This is a genomic window from Pseudocolwellia sp. G5-9, assembly GCF_055808995.1.
On the sequence record NZ_CM147893.1, the window covers coordinates 2,327,133 to 2,347,837 of the forward strand.

The following is a 20,705-nucleotide window of genomic DNA, read 5'->3' on the forward strand; positions in this document are numbered from 1 at the left end:
TAATGGGTATAATTTACAGGGTTAATAATATTATTAAGCATGGAGCTTAAGCTAGAAATAGCTTGAGCTTTGTTCGTATTTAAGGGTCCAAATAAGTGTTACATACAAAAGCAAAATTACTCTCTGTTGTCGTTAGTACAGCATTACTTTTAACGGCGTGTAATCAAGATGTTAGCAGTTCACAAGGTGAAGACTTTAACAGAGGAAGTGGCGGAGAAAACACCAATACTGATTTTAATCAATTAACCCTAATTACTAGCCTTACAGATAATGTTATTTCTCCAACGTTTGAAGCATTTAAAGTTGAAGCAAAAAAACAGCAAGAGCTGGTCGCTAGTTATTGTAGTAGCGAATATAGCTTTGCTGAGAGCACCATAGAACAATCAGCTTTAGAGCAAACAAAAAATAACGCTAAAGAACAATGGCGTGCCACTATGAATATTTGGCAACAAGCTGAATTAATGCAATTAGGCCCGCTATTAGAAGATGATAACTTATTACGAAACAATATTTATTCTTGGCCAACAGTAAGTACCTGCGGCGTTGATTTTGATGTCATGTTTTTTAAAGATGGTACCGTAAATGGGCAACCTTACGACATCAGATTTCGAACAGTTTCAAGAAAAGGGCTAGACGCCTTAGAATACTTACTTTTTAATGAAAACCTAGAACATAGCTGTGAAACCAGTGCTGCGCCTACAGGCTGGAATAACCTTACCAATACCGAACGTAAAACTACCCGTTGCGACTTTGCAGTAGAAGTAGCTAAAGACATAGTAAACAACGCTGATATTTTATTAACACAATGGAATACTGCACAAGGTTATGCAACTCAGTTAAAACAAGCAGGAACCTCAAATAGCCTATTTACTACCGAACACGATGCAGTAAATGCTATTAGCGACGCACTTTTTTATATTGATTCATTTACTAAAGATGAAAAATTAGCGATTCCTCTTGGCTTACTTGCAAACAAATGTGGTTCAAGCGCTTGCCCTGAAGATGTGGAATCACCGTACAGTAACCACTCACTTACCAACATTAAAAATAACTTATTAGCCTTTCAGAAATTTTTTACGGGTAGCGAAACAAGCATTGGATTTAACGATTATTTAGTTGATGTAGGTAGCACAATCACCGCAACAGAAATACAAAAAAATATCACCAAAGCATTAGCCTCAATTGAGAAAATTAACTCAAGCTTAGCTGACACATTAGAAAACGAACCAGATCAAGTTGAACAAATACATACCGACGTAAAAGGTATAACGGATCAGTTAAAAGCAGACTTCATTACCAGTTTAGCCTTAGAACTCCCTGCAACCTCAGCGGGAGATAACGACTAATGACATTTTCTCTTAATAAATATCAAGATAAATCTATAAACATGATTTCAAATAAAACGTCAAATACGAACTCATTTACTAAAGTAGCCTTATCAATTGCACTATCACTTGCAGTTGCCTCAACAGCATTTGCAGAAGAAACTAATACGCAAATAGCAGCAAAAAGTGCCGCTACCGAATTAATCGAGAAGTTACAAATTATCGGCCACAGCGATAAATTACGTAAAGAAGCGGGTTCAGCAACTTTAATTGGCGAAGTAGAATTAGAAAAGTTCAAATTTACCGATATCAACCGAATTTTGTATAGCGTACCAGGCGTAAATATTAGAGAAGAAGATGGTTATGGCTTACGCCCTAACATTGGTTTTAGAGGCGTAACACCTGAACGTAGTAAAAAAATCACGGTCATGGAAGATGGTGTTTTAATCGGCCCAGCCCCCTACTCTGCCCCCGCTGCTTATTATTTCCCTATGATGAGTAAAATGACCTCATTAGAAGTCTTTAAAGGTCCTGCGGCAATCAAATACGGCCCTAACACGGTTGCTGGTGCTTTAAACATGACAACCCGCGCTATTCCTAAAGCTAGTGAAGGGAGTATAAATATTGCTGCAGGTAGCGATGGTTTTAAAAAGGCATCTGGCTATTACGGCAACACCAATGGCAACTTTGGTTACTTGCTTGAGCTAAACCACTTACAAGCAGACGGTTTTAAAGAACTTGATAGTGCTGATGGCAAAAGTAAAGATACAGGCTTTAAGAAAAACGACGCCATGTTAAAGCTTCAATACGATTTAAGTTCAGATAACAACTTACAACTTATTGAATTAAAACTCGCAACAGCTAATGAAAAATCGAACGAAACGTATTTAGGTTTAACCGATGCCGATTTCGCTAAAAATCCTAACAGACGTTATGTTGCCAGCCAAAACGATTTAATGGACTGGGATCATCAGCAAATACAACTTACTCATTTGTTTTCTAATGATAACTTTGATGTAACCACGCGCTTATATCGTAATGATTTTGAACGTTCGTGGAACAAAATTAACGGTTTTAAAGATGGAGCGACGAGCCAAGACTTACAAACCATTTTAGCTCAACCTGAAAACTACGATCCTTTATATCAAATACTGACAGGCGTACGTGATACACAGCGCGAATCAGAAAAAATAATTTTAGGGGATAATGCCCGTAAATATTATTCTCAAGGTATTCAATCAGAATTAAACACAACGTTTACTCTTTTTGATTTAAACCATAAGTTAACTGCTGGTATTCGCTTTCATCAAGATCAAATTGAACGAAACCACACTGAAGATGCATTTTTCATGCGTTCTCAACAACTTGTTAGCGATGGTTCCGATACGCTAAAAACAACAACTAATATTGAAGAAACCAACGCACTAGCTGTATTTATGCAAGACACTATTAGCTTAAATCAACTTGATTTAAGCTTTGGTTTGCGTGGTGAATACTTTGATTCTTTATATCAAAACAAAGCCCCTAATCAAGAAAAAGATTGGTTAGAAAAAAGCTCGCATATTTGGTTACCAAGTATCAGCGGTTTTTATACTATTAACGACAACTTAGGGTTTCTATTCGGTATTCATGAAGGATTTGTACCAACCAGTCCACAAGAAAGTCCAGAGATAGAAATTGAAAACAGTGTTAATTATGAGTTAGGTGGTCGATATAACAACGGCAATACTAAATTTGAATTAGTCGCTTTTTATAACGACATTAAAAACTTAAAAGAAGGTTGTACCTTTTCAACCGCTTCAAGGTGTAGCAATAGTTTAGATGCCGAGTTTAATGGCGGTAAAGTTGAAGTATACGGTGTTGAACTATCAACAAGTCACAATGTGTCATTAAATAATGGCTGGGAAGTCCCTCTTTCATTGGTTTACACGTATACCTCGTCAGAATTTAAAACAAGTTTTACTTCAGACTTTCCTATGTGGGGCGAAATTACCGCTGGTGACGACCTCCCTTATTTACCTGAAAATCAATTAACCGCAAACATTGGGTTAATTGCCAATAAATGGGAAATTAACGCGATTGTTCGTTATATAGATGAAATGAAAGAAGCTTCAGGCGAAGGTGTTTTATTATCTGGCGTTACAACCTCAAGCTATACCATTGCAGATTTATCAGCAAGTTACAGCCTTGAGCAATACGGTAAACTTTATCTCAAACTAGACAACTTATTTGATAAACAAGAAATTGTGAGCAGACGCCCTTATGGAGCTCGCCCTAGCAAACCTCAACAATTACAAATAGGTTATCAATACAGTTTTTAAGCTGTGTTAGAAAATGACTATTATTGATTTTTTTACGAGTAACTTAGCAGAACTTGCTTCATACATTAATGACGCAAATAAACGCCTTTATTGGGTTTATTTAGCGTCTGCTATTGTATTCGCGATACCTGTTTATTATTTACAAACGAAAAAACAAAAAGTCCTCAATAGTGCTAACGACAAAAGCACTATTGAAAACACCAGTAAAACAGATACTAAACCTAGCAATTTTTTTACCTTTTTATTCCCTAAAAAAGTCTATTTAGCTCAATCGTCGCGTATCGACTACCAATTACTTATTGTTAATAAATTTATTAAAGCCGCGCTATTTCCGCTCATTATTTTTACCATGGCGCCTATCGCGTTATCACTATCATCAGCACTAGAAAGTATTTTAGGTACTCGAGATTTTTTACCTTGGTCTTCCACCACGATCGTTGCTATTTTTACCTTATTACTTTTTTTAGTTGACGACTTTTCGCGTTTCTTTCTACATTACTTACTACACAAAATTCCTTTTTTATGGGAGTTTCACAAAGTACATCACTCAGCTACAGTACTAACACCTTTTACTATTTATCGCTCGCACCCCATAGAAAACTACCTGTACGCTTGTAGAATGGCGTTAACTCAAGGTGTTGTTGTGGGTATTTGTTATTATTATTTTGGCCCTACATTAAAAATGGCAGACATTTTAGGGGCTAATGTGTTTATCTTTTTGTTTAACTTTTTGGGCTCAAATTTACGCCATTCACACATTTGGCTTAGCTTTGGAAACCCTATTGAAAATTGGATAATAAGCCCAGCTCAACATCAAATTCATCACAGCACCAACCCCAAACATTTTGATAAAAACTTTGGTACGGCTTTAGCAATATGGGACAGAATGTTTGGCTCTCATATTACAGCGAAAGGCGAACAAGTTTTGTCCTATGGTGTAAGTAAACACACCCCCGATCACTCCTCTCTTATTAAAGTTTATTTCTCTCCTTTTAAAGCACTCTTTAAAAAATAATTAAGCAAAACTTCAACTGACCTTAAGTTTCATTTATTACCTTTATCGCACGATATGCCAACACAGTAAGTATTCGGTTGAAAATATTATTGATAGAGGCATACCTAAAACCCATAAAAAGTAATTCGTATATCTTCTCTCATTTATCAATAATAAATTCACTTCATAAATGTTATGTTATAACATAACACGGTATTCACTTAAAAATTAAAAAAAGGGACGGTAATGCAAAAAGACATGATTGTATCCTCATCGCTAAGTGTTCGCTTTGAGCAGCAAACAGTACTTGATGAAGTTAACTTTAAAGTAGGACAAGGGGAAGTGTTTGCCCTACTAGGTGGAAACGGTGCAGGAAAATCAACCACACTTAAAACCTTTTTAGGCACGGTTTCTCCAACAAGTGGCTCAGCTACCGTGATGGGAATGTCGGTTGCAACAGATATCGACTTAATTAGAAGAAAAGTTGCTTACTTACCAGAATCAGTGATGCTTTACGGCCACTTAACAGGCGTAGAAAACATTGAGTATTTTCTGGCATTAGCAGATATCAAAAAATCTGAATCTGAAATCGAACAAGCTTTATTGCGCGTAGCATTACAGAAAAGTGCTTGGCATAGAGCAATGTCAAATTACTCAAAAGGTATGCGCCAAAAAACAGCGATAGCACTGGCTTTGCTTCGTGATGCGCCTGTACTGTTTCTTGATGAGCCAACATCAGGCTTAGATCCTAACGCCATTGATGAATTCAACCAACTTATTACTACCTTAGCATCAGAGGGTTCAACGATCTTTATGGTAACCCATGATGTTTATGGTGCGTGTCAAATTGCCCACCGAATAGGTTTGTTAAATAACGGAAAAATTGTCGGTATGTTTGAACGTGGCAATAATACTCATATCGATACTGAAGAAGTGCATGCAGCCTTTTCAGCGAGAAATAAACAATGAAAGTCATCAATCAAGTAACACGCGATGAATGGCGCTTTTGGCATCGCACTAAATTAGCAGCCACCATTCTGGTTATAGGTACATTATTAACCATTGTTTCCGCCATAGTGAACACAATAGAAATAGAGCATGCTGCGCATGAACGCGAGCACCTACAGCAAACGTCTGAAGCGCAATTTTTAGAACAACCCGACCGTCATCCACACCGTATGGTGCATTATGGTCATTATGTATTTCGTACCCCTTCGCCACTTAGCATTATTGAACCTGGGGTAGATGCATTCACGGGTACTTCTATCTTCCTTGAAGGGCATAGACAAAACAGCGCAATGTTTTCTGATCAACGTCAAGCATCGGGAATGACAAGGTTTAGCAGCTTAACACCTAGTTTTTTATTACAAGTGCTGGTACCACTTTTTATTATTTTGATTGGCTACGCCAGCGTTACCCGAGAAAAAGAAGCAGGTACACTCCATATAATAATCACCCAAGGAGCTAATTTATGGCACTTATTATTAGGTAAATACCTTGCATTAGTCAGTAGCGGATTACTCATGTTGCTGCCTTTAGTGATTGCCGCGATTTGGGCGACATTCACAGGTGAGTCATTACTGGTAACAAGCAGTTTTGTTATTGGCTACGTACTTTATATTTTAGTGTGGAGTGGTATTGTTTTAACCGTATCAGCGCTAAGTAATAAGAATGGTGTAAGTTTCGCCACCTTAGTGGGTTTATGGATTGTTTTTTGTATTTTAATACCTCGAATTGGTAGTTCTAGCGCTGCAGCCATTGCGCCTTCACTAGGTAAATTAGAATCTGACTTTGCCGTAGTAGAAGAATTACGAAAATTAGGTGACGGACACAATGCTGCCGATCCCGCATTTGAGCAACTCAAGAAAAACCTATTCAAAAAATATAATGTCGACAAAGTAGAAGACTTACCCATTAACTTTCGCGGTACCGTTGCCCAATACTCAGAGGCAAAACTTACCAAAGTACTCAATAAATTTGCCGAACAACGTATGCAAGAAGAGCTTTCGCAAGCCAAAATAGCTCGACAATTTGGCTGGTTAACCCCAACAACAGCAATACGTTCTTTTTCAATGATCATTGCAGGAACAAGCTTGGAAACCCACCATAGATTTCTTCGTGAAGCAGAAGATTTGAGATTCGACTTTGTTCAATCTCTCAATAAAGTCCATCAAGATAACTTAAATTATCAAGCGGATATGAATCGCCATAAAGATAATAAAGCTGCGCGTGTTAATGCTGATAACTGGCAAGTATTGTCTTCGTTTTCTTTCCAGCCTGACACCGCAACAACAAGGTTGTCACGCAGTGTTCATTATATTTTTCAATTAATTTTTTGGGCAGCCTTAGTATGTTTTTCCTTACGGTTTGCCGTTAGGAGAATAAGCTAATGACTTTATTTTCAAATATCGGTAGAGAAGCCAAATTCCTCGCTAAACAGCGATATATTTTAGTATTGCTGAGCATTGTTTTTTTGTTGTCTGTGTTTGCAGTATGGTCTGGCATCAGCGAAACTCGCTCTCAAATAAGTACTATTGAAAGGCTTATTGAAAAAGATACTATCGATCGCGACAGCGTACTTGCCAAACAAAAAGATTATGGCAGTGCCGCCTACTATAGCTTTAATTTAACCTACTCTTCTCCGTCAGATATCGCTTTTGCGGCGATGGGACAACGCGATATCTATCCGTGGAAACACCGTATTCGTATGCTTGCCATCGAAGGGCAAATATATGAAACCGACGCAGATAACCCCGAGTTATCATTTTTAGGACGATTTGACTTTGCGTTTATTGCCAGTGTTTTGTTGCCACTATTTGTTATCTTGTTGCTGCATGACTTGCGTTCAGCCGAGCGTGAAGCCGGTCGTTACGATCTACTCATTACTACCGCGAGTAAACAACAAAATCTTTGGCTATCAAGAGCTATGGTTTTATGTTCAGCGCTTGCCATTGCGCTACTTGTGCCTTTTCTTATAGGCGCTTTAGTTACGCAAGCACCTTTAATATCAGTTGGCTTTATGGCACTTGTTGTTATAGCGCATTTACTGTTTTGGATGTTATTAGCCTTATTGTTTACGGCGAGTAAAGTTGCCGCTAAGCAAAGCTCAGCACAAACCGCTTCCGTGTTACTTGCAATATGGCTTGTTGTCACTGTGCTTATTCCTGTTGGTAGCGATATGGCCATTGATGACATGGTAGAAAGCCCGAACGGTGGTCAAATAGTACTAACACAACGAGAAGCCGTAAATGATGCTTGGGATCTTCCATTTAATGCTACTTGGGAGGAATTTTTAGCAACACACCCTCAATGGAAAGACAAAACTCAAATGGGCGAATCTTTCGAATGGAAATGGTACTACGCCTTTCAGCAAGTTGGTGATCAAAAAGCAGAAGCACTATCAAAAGCATACCGCGCTGCAACGTTAGAAAAAAACACGCTAGCACAACGCTTTGCCTTAATATCTCCGCCTATGCTGACGCAAAGATTGATGTCTGCCATCGCAGAAACAGATACAAACGCAGCCATAAAATATGAGCTAGCAATACGTGAATACCATAAAGCATTACGCCAATTTTATTATCCGCTAATGTTTAACGAAGCAGAATTTACGCTCGAAAACATGTCTGGTTTACCTAAGTTTTCAAACACAAAAACATAATTAAAGCCTAAAAAGGAAAGAATTAACATGAAATGCCCCCCTTTCAATCGACAGATAAAACCGTTAAGTCTGTGTATCTGTGTTGCATTATCATTGCCATTAACCGCTCAAGGCGCTGATGTAAAAAAAACAATAAAAGAGGATGTTGAACGCATCGAAGTAACGGGGTTACGCCAAGCTTATCGCGGAAATGTGCCAACAAAAGATCTACCGCAATCTATCGCTACAATACCTTTTGAAACGTTGGAACTTGCTGGTATTACTAACCTACAAAGCTCACTTGAATTAGTAAGCGGTGTAACAAGGCAAAATGATTTCGGCGGTTTGTGGGATATGTTTGCAATTCGTGGCTTTGCCGGCGATGAAAACTTACCTTCAGCTTATTTGATTAATGGCTTTAGCGCAGGGCGAGGCTTTAGTGGAAACCGTGATATTTCTAATGTTGAATTAATCGAGGTGCTTAAAGGCCCAAGCTCTGCACTTTATGGACGAGGAGAACCCGGAGGTACAGTTAACATTACCACGAAAAAGCCACAGTTTAATCAAGAAGGCTATATCAAGCTAACTGCGGGTAGTTTTAACACTTATCGCACTGAAGGTGATTTCACCACAGGATTAACTGATGATCTTGCTTTCAGAATCAATGGAGCCTATGAAGATGCTGAAAGCTACCGAGATACCGTCACCAAGAAAAAGACAGTCCTTACACCATCATTTCTCTATAAATTAAGTAATGACACACTCATAAGCTATGAACTGGAATATTTAAACCAAGAAGCCGATATGGATCGCGGTGTTGTGTTTGTTGAAGGTAAAACATTCTCAGATTCAAATTTTTATGGCGAACCTGCTGATGGACCAGTAGAAATTAAAGCCATAGGCCATCAACTAGAATTTCAGCATGATTTATCTGACGACTGGGCAATTAATGCAGGTTTAAGCTATCGAACATCCTCTTTTGAAGGCAGTGTTTCAGAACCGCGTTGGTATGATGCCGATAGTAACTCTATTATTCGCCAACGTCGTTACCGCGACTTCGATGCTGAAGATCTTTCTGGTCGCTTCGAATTGAGTGGTTCAAGCAAGTTATTCGGTTTAGAACACAACCTACTGATTGGTGCTGATGCTTATGATTATGAATTAGATCGCACAATTTTACGCTATCGCCATAATACCGCACTAGCAGATAGCCCAGAGAGTGATTCATCGTATTATGCAATCGACTACGATAATCCAGTGTATCGAGATACTCTTCCTAACATGATTGATAATACTTCTGATCTTGAAGAGCAAAGTGGTCAAGGGATCTACCTACAAGATCAAATTAACCTGTCAGCTGATTGGAAGGTCATGTTTGGCATGCGATACGACAATTTTGATCAAGACATCACCAATAGATTAACAAACAACACTAAAATCAGCGTGTCTAAATCTTACTTTAATCCTCGTTTTGGTCTAGTTTATGAAGTATCAGATGAAACACGTATTTACGCTAACTACTCAGAAGGTGCTCGTCCTAACTCAGGTGTAGATGCCAATGGAAAGGGTCACAATCCTGAAGAAAGTAAATCTTATGAAATTGGTTTTAAATGGGATCTTCCTACGCAAGGCTTCAGCGGTACAGCAGCAATATTCACAACAGAAAAGTCTAACATTCTAGCCAGTAGCCCTAATGGTGATGGCTCTACTGAAGCGTTAGGTGCAGCCGAAAGTGAGGGCGTTGAGCTTGATATGTCTTATAAGCTAGCACCTAATACCGTTGCTTCAATGTCATACGCTTATGTTGACGCGCAAAACTCAAAAGAAATAAAATTATGGGATTTTTATGTCATAGAAGAAGGTGCTCGTTTAGGTAACGTACCTGAACACAGCGGTAGCATTATGCTTCGTCATTTTACTGAAATTGCAAATTATGAAGGTAGCGTCGGCTTAACCATTCAATACGTTGGTACTCAATTAGGTGACTTTCTTGAGCAAGACTATGAACTACCTAGCTACACACTAGTAAACTTATTTGCCAACGCAACCTTAACCGACAATTTAGATTTGACCATCAACATCGATAATCTACTTGGTGAAGAGTATTACGCTAATTCGTATTTTGAAGAATGGACAATGCCCGGCGCGCCGCGATCAATTAAGGCGAGTGTGAAATATTCATTTTAATAAAAACTCTTCGTTCGTTTTATTTAAGTCGGCGTAATAATACGCCGACGTTCACAACACGATTAGATTGGTTTGTATTGAAAAACGAAGTATTACAAAACTTATATCGATAATAATAAGATAATAATATCAGACAACACTAGGTGCTTTAATCATTTCCTATGCACATGTTAAAAACTTTACCTTATGCCAACACCACGACAAATGTGGTTGTTCAACTAGTGAAAGTTAGCAAAGTAACCAACCTTCTCTTACCCTTCCACTCAAACAAGTTAATCTAGGCTAATTATCTGTTTAGGCTAAGTCTATCTTAAGTTTGCTTCAATAAAATAAAAACACTGAGTAAAAGGTGTTTTACCAGTAACGTCAGACAGCAATGTAAACAGCGTTGAATTTCGTATTACCACTAAACATTCATTTTAAGACTTATACAATGACAAACATTATTCGTTATTTTAAACAGATCCAATTAACCACTAACCAATTGTTATTAATTACTTGCAGTTATATTGCGCTGATATTAAACCTGCCATTTTTAATCAAAGTTTCAACAGCTATTACCTCATTAAATAATTACAATATTTGGTTTTTATTATCACTCCCTATTTTTTTACTGTGTTTAATCCTTATAATTCAAGGGCTAGTAGCCTTTCGGTGGATAACTAAATGCGTTTTAATATTAACGGTTGTATGTGCTGCTTTAATTTTTTATGCAACTGTTACCTATGGTATTGTTTTCGATTATGGCATGGTACAAAACACGGTTGAAACAGATACCGCCGAAGCCCTTTCTTATGTAAATATTTACGCTATTGTTTTTTTTCTCATATTTGCGGTTATTCCAGCTTGGTTAATTTACACCGTTCAATTAACGTATAAACCTTTTGTAAAAGAGTTACTGGCTCGTATAAAGCTACTCAGTGTAAGCCTAATGGTTACCGTTATTATTGGTTGTCTATTTTCTTCTAACTACGCTTCTGTCGGGCGAAACAACAAAGATCTTATTAGCTATATAACACCTTATAAAATGTTTGATGCTTCATTCAAGTTTGTTAGAAATCATTACTTTTACCCACCACTTAAATTTCAGGTATTAGATACAACACCATCCATTGAACGAACCAACCATAAAAAACATGTAACAGTTTTAGTGTTAGGAGAAACCGCTCGTTCAACAAGTTTTTCCTTAAACGGTTATAAAAAAGAAACCAATAAATATACGGATAAATTAGGTGTTGTGTCGTTTTCTAACGTGACATCTTGCGGTACAGCTACTGCTGTTTCAGTACCATGCATGTTTTCAAGACTCAATAAAAACAATTACGATAAACGCAGAGCCATATCGCAACAAAATGTGATTGATATTGTACGATTAGCTGGAGCTGACGTGCTATGGATAAGCAACAATAACGGTAGCTGTAAAGGCGTTTGTACTCGAGTTCCATCTGAACAAATACCAACAGATAAAAGCAACCCTTTATGTGATGGCGAATATTGTTACGACGAAGCTTTACTTCAACCACTACGAAAAAAGCTGAATAACTTAACCAATGAAAATACTTTAATTGTGCTCCATATGATTGGCTCCCATGGCCCCACGTATTTCAAAAGATACCCAAAAAATAAACGAGTATTTACTCCAGACTGCCAGCGAAGCGACATTCAAAATTGCACGCATGAACAGTTGGTTAATAGTTACGATAATACAATCGCTTATACCGACTATGTGCTTTCACAGGTGATAGCTGAAATAGATACGTTGGCAGTAGCTGAAAATGTTGAAACGTCTATGTTATACGTTTCTGATCATGGTGAGTCGTTAGGTGAAAAAGGTGCTTATTTACATGGTTTACCTTACGCATTTGCGCCTGATGAACAAACTCATGTTCCTATGATTTACTGGAATGATGACAAACAAACAGACTTCAGCCTAAATTGTCTTGATGGAATATCTCAACAAGCGCTTAATCACGATAATATTTTTGATACTGTACTGAGCATGATGTCTATTAGAACTAAAACTTATCATCCTAACAACGACCCTTTTATACATTGTAAATCGCAAATAGCTATTGCACGAACGACTGTTACTAACAAATTAAATCAAGAGAGAATAAACTAGTGTTTGATAATAAAAACAAGCCAAAAGGCTTAAAACGCATATATCTTGCCTCGTTAAATTCTTTTAGAGCATTTAAATGGTTATATCAAAACGAATCAGCTTTTAAGCAAGAAATACTCCTACTGATTGCAGCTATACCCGCCACATTTTTTTTTAATATTAGCTATAAAGAACAAGTTGTTTTAATTTTATCTATCCTCTTTATTATTTTTACTGAGGTCATAAATACAGCGATTGAAGCAGTTGTAGATCGAGTTGGATTAGAAATACATCACCTATCAGGATTAGCGAAAGACTTAGGATCTGCGGCAGTTTTTATTAGTATGATAATCGCGGCAAGCATTTGGGCGGTGATATTACTATAAGTCCTTAATCTTGATATTTCTGCTCTTTTTTCCAAGCTAAATATCAGTTTCAGTTAAGTAATCCTTAAGTTTCGTTATTTAAAGTAAGCATTGTGTTTTATTTAAAGATATTCAATACAATGCTTACTACTGCTTTTTACTTAATACGTCCTTTTTTACTGTTTACCTTGTTACTAGTTTTTACCTTGTTTATTTCTAGACTGGGCTTAGGACTCTGGCAGTTTGACCGTTTTGACACCATTCAATCTTTTATCACGCTTTTATTAAGTGGTATCAGAATCGATTTAAGTACTATCGGTTACCTGTTAATTATTCCGGCCATTATTCATCCTTGGGTAATGGCGCTGTTCAAAAAAAACTACCTGTGGTTAAAAATACTTAACGTAATATTTTTTGTAATATTTATTAGTATTTTATTTTTTGAACTAGCGACGCCAGCCTTTATTATTGAATACGGGTTTCGTCCTAACCGCTTGTTTATAGAATATTTAGCATACCCTAACGAAGTAATGAAAATGCTTATTAATGGGCATTCAATCACATTAATTATTGTGTTCGTTTTGCTTATACTGCCTTGTAAAATTTGTTTAAAAGTATTTACCAATATCCTTGCACAAAAAAATAATCCTACGCAAAATAACATCGCCTCATCAGCTATTTCGTTTGTTGTATTGTTATTAGTATTATTTTCATTTGCTCGTGGTACTTTTGGTCATAGGCCTATAAATCCTTCTTTCGTTTATTACTCAACAGACCCATTAATCAACTCGTTAACACTTAACTCTATGTACAGTGTGGCTCATGCCTTTAAACAACTTGGAGACGAGAAAAATGCAGCTAAAATGTATGGAAAAATGGAGCAATCTAAAGCTATAGAAATAATTAGACATGAAACCGGGCTAGCAACTAATACTTTTAAATCTTCCGATCAGCCCTCATTAAATACCCGTTTACCGGTTTATCAAGGTAAACCCAAAAACCTTGTTATTATTCTTGAAGAAAGCTTAGGCGCACAATTTGTCTCTTCTTTAGGTGGGCTCCCACTTACACCAGAGTTAGATAAACTCAGCAATAATGCTTGGGCCTTTAAAAACTTGTATGCCACAGGTACTCGCTCGGTTAGAGGCATTGAAGCGGTTATTACCGGATTTACTCCAACCCCTGCTAGAGCTGTTGTAAAATTAGATCAATCTCAAAGTAACTTTTTTACCATTGCTAATTTATTAAAAGCTAACAATTACGCGACACAATTTATTTATGGTGGTGAAAGCCATTTTGATAATATGAAAAGCTTCTTCTTAGGTAATGGTTTTACCGATATCGTTGACTTTAACGATATAGAAAAACCTAAATTTGTTGGTTCGTGGGGAGCAAGTGATGAAGACTTATTTAACCAAGCCGACATTGAATTGAATAAATTACATCAATCAAATAAGCCCTTTTTTAGTTTTATCTTCTCATCAAGTAATCACGACCCTTTTGAAATACCAGACAATGTTGTTACCCCAATAAAATATACTGAAGATCAAAAAGAACACTACAACGCAAAAGAATTATCTCGCCATAAAGCTATTCAATATGCTGACTATGCCTTAGGAAAATTTATAGCCAAAGCCAAAACACAAGCTTATTGGCAAGACACGGTTTTTTTAATTGTGGCAGATCATGACGCAAGAGCATTAGGTAATGATTTAGTGCCTATTAAAAACTTTCATATTCCTGGCGTTATACTCAACTCAGGTAAAAACGCAAGAATGGACGAAAGAGTGATAAGTCAAATAGATTTAGCGCCCACTCTGCTTTCGTTAATAGGCATTGAAAATACATCACCTATGTTAGGCCATGATCTTAACCAAAAAGAAGCATCAGGAAGAGCCATGATGCAATACGCTGATAACTTTGCCTATATGAAAAACAATGAAGTGACGATTTTACAACCACAAAAAAAACCAATGAATTTTTTATACGATTCAGAGAGTAAAAAACTCACCAACACAAAAGACAATATATTACTCGCAGAAATAGCTCTAGCCCATGTATTATGGGGTTGTTTAGCGTATGAAAACCAATGGTATAAATTTGAAAATACACAAATACTTACCAACAATTGAAAATAAATACGAAATTCTATTGGAAAGCCATCGAATGCACCCTATATAATAGAAAGTAACTCAACAATAAAAGCATTAAGATGTTAAAACTTTTATATTCGCTATCATTATTAATTATCTCAAGTCTCTCATTATCTAATGAGCGAATTGATGTTGACCTAAATAATGCAAGCAATATTAATGTTCAATTTAATTTAGACACGCCTCCAGAAGACGAGCATGAATTAGATATAAAAGCTAAACCGCCTTTATTCTATTTAGGTTTACACGCATTACCTAAAACTAACGAAAAACCAGTTTCTACACAGAGTAACTCCCTCCTTCTTAATTATATTTTAACTTTTAAACAACAACGCGCTCCTCCTCTATATTCCTAAATTTTTGTTTTATAAAAATTAGACTTATTAATACGTTTAAAAATTATTTGTTTTAACCACAAATAATGCAATTAAGTGATGTTAATGATCTCAACAATAATTTTTATAATCTCACCTAAAAAAATACAAATTTTTAGCTAATAAGCTGTTGTTTTAAAAATAAAAAAGCAATTTCGATACAACATAACTGTTTCTCGATTGCTGATTTTAAAAAGATTATTAAGGAATACCTCATGAAAAAATTAACATTACATAACTTAGAGTTAGTTGACGAAATTATATCTCCCGATCAATTCATCGAAATGACATTACTTTCACCCGCGACTGATTTTTTTACTGACTTTAAAAAACATAAAGCATTAGTGATTGAAGCAAATACTTTAGCCACTGACGCATTAAAGTTAATGCAAAAATCTCATGTACAAATGGAAATTGTGGTATCTGAAAATTCAAAATTTTTAGGCGTAATAAGTACTAAAGAGTTAACAGAGCGCCACATAATGCAAAAAGTATTCAACGGAGCAATAAGAGAAGAAATCACCGTTGAAGATATGATGATACCTCGTAATGATTTACATGCATTTTCTTATAGCGATATTAAGAAATCGAATATTAATAATGTAATCAATACGCTAAAAAATTACGGGTTACGTCATTGTTTAGTAATAGATAAAGAAAATCACCATATCAGAGGCGTAATTTCATCAAGCGATATAGCACGCAAGTTACAGCTACCTATTGAAATTAATACCGCGACTTCTTTTAGTCGTATCTTTGAAAAGGTTCAAGCTGTTATGTAATACCCATTACTATTAACGTATATCCGTTAACAACTAAGAAGAGGTGCCAATAATATTCGCACCTCTTTTGTTATATACCGCACTATTTTTATTAACTAACACTATTGTAAAAACTACTGGAACCCCGATGCTAGAATACATCCTTATTTTCATTGCCTTACTTGCACTGTTAAGTATTGTTTTTGAAGAAGTTACTCATATCAACAAAGCAACTACCACACTTTTTTTAGGCTGTATTTCATGGCTTATTTTATTTATGAATGCCGCACCGGGTCACGATAAACTTATCACTCACCAGCTCAACGAAAACCTTTTAGAAATAGCCGTACTATGGCTGTTTCTTATGTCTACCATGACCTTTGTCGCCTATTTAAATGCCAAAGGTATTATACAAATGGCGGTTCAGCGTTTATTTCCCGCTGAAATTTCCGCTAAAGCCTTAATGTTTCTTGTGGCTATATTTTCTTTAGTTCTTTCTGCAATTTGCGACAACGTAACCGCAACCTTAGTTTCATTAACATTATTAGAATCTTTTAACTTACCTAAAAAAACTAAGCTTAGAATGGCAATTTTAATTGTATTCGCGGTTAACTCAGGCGGTGTAGCGCTTATAACAGGTGACGTTACTACACTAATGATATTTTTAGATGGCCATGTAAAAATGTCGCAATTATTTCTCTTACTTTTACCTTCTTTAGCCAGTGTCATGTTTTTAGCCGCTTTACTATCAAAAGGAGCCAGAGGAAAAGTGATTACTGAATCTATTCCTAATAACTACGAACGCGTTGATATTTATATCGCTGTTATATTTTTTGGCACAATAGTAATGACCATGCTAATGAATGTTCTGTATGGCATTCCACCTGTACTTACCTTTTTAACAGGCTTATCACTCATGTTTTTAATCGGCAGAATTTATAGAAACGATGCCGAAGAAACCCAAATATTAGAATACATACGTAAAATAGAATACGACACTTTATTGTTTTTCTTAGGAATTTTATTACTTGTTGGTATGTTAAAAGAAATTGGAATATTAACCCTTGTTGCTCAAATATATGCCAACTTCGATCCTAATATATCAAGCTATTTCGCAGGTATTGGTTCAGCATTATTAGACAACGTACCTTTAACCGCGGCCTTATTAAAAGCAACACCTGTACTTAATACTCCACAATGGTTAGCATTAACATATGCAGTGGGTGTAGGTGGTTCGTTACTGGTTATAGGATCTGCCGCGGGTATTATTGCCATGAGCAAAATGAAAGAAATTACGTTTATGTCTTACATGCGCTACATTCCAGCATTACTTGCCGCCTATACTTTAGGTTATGTATTAACGATACTATTGGCTAATTACTTTTTTAATTAATATCAGGTAAAGCATTGATAAATAAGTTACCCCAGTGGATAAAACACAGCGCATTTATTTTAGCCCTCGTTGCAGGGTGCATAAATGCGATAGGTTTATTGGGTTTTGAACACCAATCGGTATCTCATGTTTCAGGTACCGTTACACTGGTAGGAACCACTTGGGTTAATGGCTCAACACACGCCTCGCTACAATTATTAGGTATATTAATATCGTTTCTTTTAGGTGCAAGTTTGTCTGGTTTTATTGTGCATTCAAGCACCCTTAAAATAGGACGCAATTATGATGTTTGCTTAGTTGCAGAATCTATATTGATATTTATCGCATACTTCTTATTAACCAATCATTCTTTTTACGGACTATTTGCCGCCACAGCAGCATGTGGCGTTCAAAATGCTCTTGCCACAAGTTATAGCGGAGCTATTATACGCTCAACGCATTTAACCGGTATCTTTACAGATTTAGGACTTATGTTAGGTTCAGCCCTGAAAGGAAAACCATTCGACAAAGGTAAAGCAAAACTATTTATTTTTATTATTTTAGGATTTGTTTTAGGTGGAACCTTAGGAACTTACTTATTCGCTTATTTTGAGTTTTCTGCGCTGTTATTTCCCGCCGTTATTTGTTTACTGCTCGCGGCTATTTATCATTTCACCATTAAGCACACAGTAAATGCAAAAGTGTAGATAATCCAAAGTTGGGTTAGGTAAGATAAAAGCAGTGTCAACCTCATTAGTCGGTTATTACTGAGAAGTATCCGTAACAACCCGTAACTTGAGATACATTAACACTCACAAATTAACCCATTAAAAATTAAGTACTTAATAACCATTCTATAAGTATAAATCACTAATAAGTCTCAGTAATATTCAATAAGAGTTTATTTTGGAAATATTACTGTTTCTAATTCATTGAAATTATGGAATATTAAGCAATAATAAATTAATTTTATGAGACGGACATTAGTGAGAAGTCTCAATAATGAGCTGTTAGCAACCTAAAAGGGTTTGAGTGTGAATCTAAATTCTAAGCAGAGAAAAGTATTTGTTCTAGGGCTATTTTTAATTATTGGTATTTGCTTATTTCCGCCTTGGATTCAAACTTTTTCGAACAAAAGTACCTATTCAGAATCTCCGCTGGGATACAGTTTTATTGCAGAACCTCCAAGTCCTATATCTTTTAAACGCCAATACGGTGTTAAAATTGATATTGAGCGTTTAATTCTACAACTTATAGCTGTAATGGCTGTAAGCGGTATTGGTATAATAGCATCCAGAGAGAAAGCATCTAACAAGAAAATCAACAACACGTAACAGTTGGCTACGCTTCGCTACATGATTTTAGTCAACCATGACTTAGCCTGTTATTTGGGCTTTTATATTTAAGGACGAATATGAGTACCTCTATCCATACAGTTGATGCCCGTGGACACATAATACTTGAAACTATGCGAGACTATTTTGGAGCTACGCCAGATGTAATGCTTCGTGAAATACAAAATATGGTAGCCACAACTATCGACGTACTTAAAGACAAAGGAATCAAATACCAGGAATTACGAACAGCATTGGTTCCTAGAACAGATAGAATTGAAGCAGGTTTTATTTTTAACACACAAGATATAGTGTCTTATGGATATGGGAATGAGGTAATGAAGCAATTGTTGCCACTCTTGAATCCTAAATCAAATTATAGCATTCAGTGCGGGGACTTAGTTGGAGAGGATCAAGAATTCATATTTTCGACTCTCCAAGAATTTCTGTTACTTTCAAGAAACTTAGATTTTGTTCATGGTAGCGCCCTGTATTGCGTTTACATAAACAATTTAACTGAAGCAGGTTTAGAACGAATAAATAAATCTCTTTCTAGCTTTAAATCATATGTGGGCTATATTCCGTGTACATTCTCATCGAGAGCAAGAGTTTATTTATCCACAATACTCGTGAATAGTTTCCTAAAGCATGGCAATAAAGTGATTATGGGGCATGAGGATGATCGATCCAATAAAGAAAATATAAATATAAAAGGTTATCCATTCGAAGACTTTGGAATGGATGTATTTAGTCTCCAGTCAGTTTATTTTGACGTATTTTTAAGTTACAAAATTGAAAGACCTGTCTTTAAAGGCTTTGAATCAGATACTGAACTTTCATTGAACGCAATATCCTCTCAGATACTACCAATAGATAAATTTAATGTAGAAATTGAAGAAGCAAAGCATGGATATTTAAAATCTGATAAGTGCGGCAAGCTTGAGAAAGCAGGCATTGAAGCTTTAAGTAAAGATGAACTTTCCAACCTGATCCGTTCAAAAATATCTGAAAGCTATATATATAATTTGTCATATTCATCAGAGTATGATGTATCAAAGTTTAACATTATGCTCGAAATTCCGAGGTTGGACGGTGGATATCCAACAAGAGTAGTGGCGGCTCTTGAATATAAACCAAAAGACCAACTATTACGTGTAATTACTATGCACTAAAAACATACAAATCACTATAGTTAAATCCCCCACCTTTATTTAGAACATCAGAACATCAAGGGGTCAGCTAACTTAGAACATCAAGGGGTCAGCTAACTTGATTTTCGTTTTTACTACTAACGATTAGATTACAAGCACTTACCACATCAGCTCGGTAAGACTCTATAATTTCAGCTAGCTCTTTATCTGATTTAGCTAAAAACTCAGCGGAACATCTTGCTCTAACATGCCTTAAAGGTAAATGATCCGTATCTGATGAAATTACGCTAAAAACATGAAATTCAGTATTCCAACATTGACCATATTTTTTATTTCCAATTCGACAAAGACTTATAACTGTATTTAAGTAATCATCATCACTTTGAAGTAATTTAGTAGCAAGCTTTATAGCGTCTTCTGACATTTAATTAACACCAAACTTTAGAAACGTATAATGTCTCAATAAGAGACAAATGATAGTTAGTTAAAATAAGCGACAAAGGAATAAAAACCAACTGTTATTTATCCTTTTGAATGACCTGTATTGCTATTTTTATGACTCCTATAGTAGCAACCCCAACTATGCTGCGAATGTTTTTAGTACATCACTAATACAATTAACTGCTG

Annotated in this window: 17 protein-coding genes; 16 read left to right on the forward strand and 1 reads right to left on the reverse strand. The window is 36.1% G+C overall.

What is annotated here, in order from left to right:
* The first annotated feature begins 95 nt into the window (after positions 1–95).
* The 16 genes from AC0L5Q_RS09935 (at position 96) to AC0L5Q_RS10010 (ending at position 20,099) form a co-directional block, all read left to right on the forward strand.
* Positions 96–1,346 (forward strand): imelysin family protein, encoded by a 1,251-nt coding sequence (locus AC0L5Q_RS09935; RefSeq protein ID WP_473618196.1) that lies wholly within the window; start codon positions 96–98, stop codon positions 1,344–1,346.
* Positions 1,346–3,646, forward strand: a complete 2,301-nt coding sequence (locus AC0L5Q_RS09940; RefSeq protein ID WP_473618197.1) for a TonB-dependent receptor family protein — start codon at positions 1,346–1,348, stop codon at positions 3,644–3,646. The genes AC0L5Q_RS09935 and AC0L5Q_RS09940 overlap by 1 nt, the downstream gene beginning before the upstream one ends.
* A 13-nt stretch (positions 3,647–3,659) precedes the next feature.
* Positions 3,660–4,661, forward strand: a complete 1,002-nt coding sequence (locus AC0L5Q_RS09945) for a sterol desaturase family protein (protein WP_473618198.1) — start codon at positions 3,660–3,662, stop codon at positions 4,659–4,661.
* Between the two features lie 225 nt (positions 4,662–4,886).
* A complete protein-coding gene (locus AC0L5Q_RS09950; RefSeq protein ID WP_473618199.1) occupies positions 4,887–5,609 on the forward strand; it encodes an ABC transporter ATP-binding protein in 723 nt (240 codons plus the stop codon).
* Complete coding sequence (locus tag AC0L5Q_RS09955; protein ID WP_473618200.1) at positions 5,606–7,030, forward strand: ABC transporter permease; 1,425 nt, start codon at positions 5,606–5,608, stop codon at positions 7,028–7,030. Before AC0L5Q_RS09950 ends, AC0L5Q_RS09955 begins: the two co-directional genes overlap by 4 nt.
* Complete coding sequence (locus AC0L5Q_RS09960) at positions 7,030–8,301, forward strand: DUF3526 domain-containing protein (RefSeq protein ID WP_473618201.1); 1,272 nt, start codon at positions 7,030–7,032, stop codon at positions 8,299–8,301. The genes AC0L5Q_RS09955 and AC0L5Q_RS09960 overlap by 1 nt, the downstream gene beginning before the upstream one ends.
* A 27-nt stretch (positions 8,302–8,328) precedes the next feature.
* Positions 8,329–10,467 (forward strand): TonB-dependent siderophore receptor, encoded by a 2,139-nt coding sequence (locus tag AC0L5Q_RS09965; RefSeq protein ID WP_473618202.1) that lies wholly within the window; start codon positions 8,329–8,331, stop codon positions 10,465–10,467.
* 433 nt (positions 10,468–10,900) lie between these two features.
* Positions 10,901–12,589: a phosphoethanolamine transferase gene (locus AC0L5Q_RS09970; protein WP_473618203.1), complete on the forward strand. Its 1,689-nt coding sequence runs from the start codon at positions 10,901–10,903 to the stop codon at positions 12,587–12,589.
* On the forward strand, positions 12,589–12,954 hold the full coding sequence (locus AC0L5Q_RS09975; RefSeq protein ID WP_473618204.1) for a diacylglycerol kinase: 366 nt from the start codon (positions 12,589–12,591) through the stop codon (positions 12,952–12,954). Before AC0L5Q_RS09970 ends, AC0L5Q_RS09975 begins: the two co-directional genes overlap by 1 nt.
* A 119-nt stretch (positions 12,955–13,073) precedes the next feature.
* On the forward strand, positions 13,074–15,065 hold the full coding sequence (locus AC0L5Q_RS09980) for an LTA synthase family protein (RefSeq protein ID WP_473618205.1): 1,992 nt from the start codon (positions 13,074–13,076) through the stop codon (positions 15,063–15,065).
* A gap of 80 nt (positions 15,066–15,145) precedes the next feature.
* Complete coding sequence (locus AC0L5Q_RS09985) at positions 15,146–15,442, forward strand: hypothetical protein (RefSeq protein WP_473618206.1); 297 nt, start codon at positions 15,146–15,148, stop codon at positions 15,440–15,442.
* Positions 15,443–15,675: 233 nt separating this feature from the next.
* Complete coding sequence (locus AC0L5Q_RS09990; RefSeq protein WP_473618207.1) at positions 15,676–16,242, forward strand: CBS domain-containing protein; 567 nt, start codon at positions 15,676–15,678, stop codon at positions 16,240–16,242.
* Positions 16,243–16,369: 127 nt separating this feature from the next.
* Positions 16,370–17,614 (forward strand): sodium:proton antiporter NhaD, encoded by a 1,245-nt coding sequence (nhaD, locus tag AC0L5Q_RS09995; RefSeq protein WP_473618208.1) that lies wholly within the window; start codon positions 16,370–16,372, stop codon positions 17,612–17,614.
* A 14-nt stretch (positions 17,615–17,628) separates the two neighbouring features.
* Positions 17,629–18,300, forward strand: coding sequence for a YoaK family protein (locus AC0L5Q_RS10000; RefSeq protein ID WP_077340891.1), 672 nt, complete (start codon positions 17,629–17,631; stop codon positions 18,298–18,300).
* A 327-nt stretch (positions 18,301–18,627) separates the two neighbouring features.
* Entirely contained in the window at positions 18,628–18,927 is a 300-nt protein-coding gene (locus AC0L5Q_RS10005) for a hypothetical protein (protein WP_473618209.1), read from the forward strand.
* Positions 18,928–19,007: 80 nt separating this feature from the next.
* Positions 19,008–20,099, forward strand: coding sequence for a hypothetical protein (locus tag AC0L5Q_RS10010; protein ID WP_473618210.1), 1,092 nt, complete (start codon positions 19,008–19,010; stop codon positions 20,097–20,099).
* A gap of 88 nt (positions 20,100–20,187) precedes the next feature.
* On the opposite strand, the gene AC0L5Q_RS10015 is transcribed toward AC0L5Q_RS10010, so the two are convergent.
* On the reverse strand, positions 20,188–20,502 hold the full coding sequence (locus tag AC0L5Q_RS10015) for a hypothetical protein (protein ID WP_473618211.1): 315 nt from the start codon (positions 20,500–20,502) through the stop codon (positions 20,188–20,190).
* Positions 20,503–20,705: the final 203 nt, after the last annotated feature.

What these genes read in the sequence shown, in the direction of transcription:
- AC0L5Q_RS09940 (WP_473618197.1), top strand. Translation starts at nt 1,346, where the DNA reads ATGACATTTTCTCTTAATAAATATCAAGATAAATCTATAAACATGATT.
- AC0L5Q_RS09945 (WP_473618198.1), top strand. Translation starts at nt 3,660, where the DNA reads ATGACTATTATTGATTTTTTTACGAGTAACTTAGCAGAACTTGCTTCA.
- AC0L5Q_RS09950 (WP_473618199.1), top strand. Translation starts at nt 4,887, where the DNA reads ATGCAAAAAGACATGATTGTATCCTCATCGCTAAGTGTTCGCTTTGAG.
- AC0L5Q_RS09955 (WP_473618200.1), top strand. Translation starts at nt 5,606, where the DNA reads ATGAAAGTCATCAATCAAGTAACACGCGATGAATGGCGCTTTTGGCAT.
- AC0L5Q_RS09960 (WP_473618201.1), top strand. Translation starts at nt 7,030, where the DNA reads ATGACTTTATTTTCAAATATCGGTAGAGAAGCCAAATTCCTCGCTAAA.
- AC0L5Q_RS09965 (WP_473618202.1), top strand. Translation starts at nt 8,329, where the DNA reads ATGAAATGCCCCCCTTTCAATCGACAGATAAAACCGTTAAGTCTGTGT.
- AC0L5Q_RS09970 (WP_473618203.1), top strand. Translation starts at nt 10,901, where the DNA reads ATGACAAACATTATTCGTTATTTTAAACAGATCCAATTAACCACTAAC.
- AC0L5Q_RS09980 (WP_473618205.1), top strand. Translation starts at nt 13,074, where the DNA reads ATGCTTACTACTGCTTTTTACTTAATACGTCCTTTTTTACTGTTTACC.
- AC0L5Q_RS09985 (WP_473618206.1), top strand. Translation starts at nt 15,146, where the DNA reads ATGTTAAAACTTTTATATTCGCTATCATTATTAATTATCTCAAGTCTC.
- AC0L5Q_RS09990 (WP_473618207.1), top strand. Translation starts at nt 15,676, where the DNA reads ATGAAAAAATTAACATTACATAACTTAGAGTTAGTTGACGAAATTATA.
- nhaD (WP_473618208.1), top strand. Translation starts at nt 16,370, where the DNA reads ATGCTAGAATACATCCTTATTTTCATTGCCTTACTTGCACTGTTAAGT.
- AC0L5Q_RS10010 (WP_473618210.1), top strand. Translation starts at nt 19,008, where the DNA reads ATGAGTACCTCTATCCATACAGTTGATGCCCGTGGACACATAATACTT.
- AC0L5Q_RS10015 (WP_473618211.1), bottom strand. Translation starts at nt 20,502, where the DNA reads ATGTCAGAAGACGCTATAAAGCTTGCTACTAAATTACTTCAAAGTGAT.